This window comes from Burkholderia sp. AU16741 (assembly GCF_002223345.1).
Lineage (GTDB): Bacteria > Pseudomonadota > Gammaproteobacteria > Burkholderiales > Burkholderiaceae > Burkholderia > Burkholderia sola.
This window is the reverse complement of record NZ_NKEZ01000018.1, coordinates 1-1,276: the sequence shown is the minus strand read 5'-3', so window position 1 is coordinate 1,276 and position 1,276 is coordinate 1. Positions and strand designations below refer to the sequence as shown.

General features: G+C 61.4%; 1 protein-coding gene. It reads left to right on the top strand.

The window, feature by feature from the left end:
- Positions 1 to 174: 174 nt before the first annotated feature.
- A partial coding sequence (locus CFB89_RS33785) for an MFS transporter (protein WP_144030204.1) occupies positions 175 to 1,276 on the top strand: 1,102 nt, incomplete at its 3' end.

Here is a 1,276-nt window from a genome sequence, read left to right as displayed (position 1 = left end):
ATGGCTACCTATCGCACGCATCCGATTGCGCAGTACGACACGGCGGCCGAGGGTGTGGGTCAGGCGCACTTCGGTCTGCCGATTCCGATGCTGGAAGCGGTGGGTGGGGCTCGCAGCAAGCGCTAAGCCGCGCAAGGCGGATACCAATGCAGAAGTGATCATTCGGAGTAGAAATTGAAGCTATTCGGCTATCGAGGTTGGGCTGTGCTTACCGCCCTTTCCTTGATGATGTGCATCAGCATGTCGCTGCCCATTTACGGCGCGAGTGTGGTCAATACGTACATGGCCACGGCGCTGGATTGGAACCGGCAAACGCTCGGTTTGCTGACCTCCGTCAACATGGTTACTGCAGCACTATTCAGTCCTGTAGCAGCCAAAGCGGTCGGACGGATCGGTATCCGAAACAGTCTCGTCATCGGCTGCCTGACCATGGTGGTCGGTGGCGCATGGCTGGCGACGCTGGCCACCCAGCCGTGGGAGGCCGTTGCTGCCTTCAGCGTGCTGATGGGCCTGACCAGTGCATTCAGCGGCATCATTCCGTGCCAGGCGGGCGTCGCCGCCTGGTTTGTACGGCGCCGCACCCTGGCGATTTCCGTCCTCTATGCCGTGGTGGGCGCAGCAAGTTTCGCCGTCATCTCCCTCATCGGGTCTGTGGTCGAGTCGGCCGGGGGATGGCGTTCCGGGTGGTGGGTGTTTGTTGGGGCCGGCATCGTGGGGCTGCTGACCAATCTGCTCTTTGTCCGCAATGCCCCGACGGGAGACGATGCAAACTCCAGTGAACTCCGCTGGGATGAGGCACATGAAGAAGCGGCGCAGACGACGCGTGAACTGCCGCTGTCGAAGGTGGTGCGATCCCCGCTACTCTGGGGCGTGGCTTTTTCGATGCTTGCAATCGCATCCGGCTCAGTCTTTATGATTGCCCATTCGCAGGTCTATCTACGCGGCATCGGGATTAGCGCCGCTGCCGCTGCCTTCGCCATGCCGCTCCTGTCGGCGACCATGGTGCTCGGCAACTTGGGGTTCAACCTGCTGGCCGCGAGCACCGATTTGCGGCGTGCGCAAATCATCTCAATGGGGGTCTTTGTCGTTGGATTCGTCGCGCTGGCGAACCTTCGCACTCCAAACCTGACAACGACTTACGTGGCCGTGGGCTTGGTGGGCGCAGGTTTTGGCGCGGGGCAGGTCGGCGTGATGGGGATGCTGGGGCACTATTGGAGCACCACATTGTTCCCGATGCTGACCGCCATCGTACTGCTCGTTCAGACCGTGGGCGGAT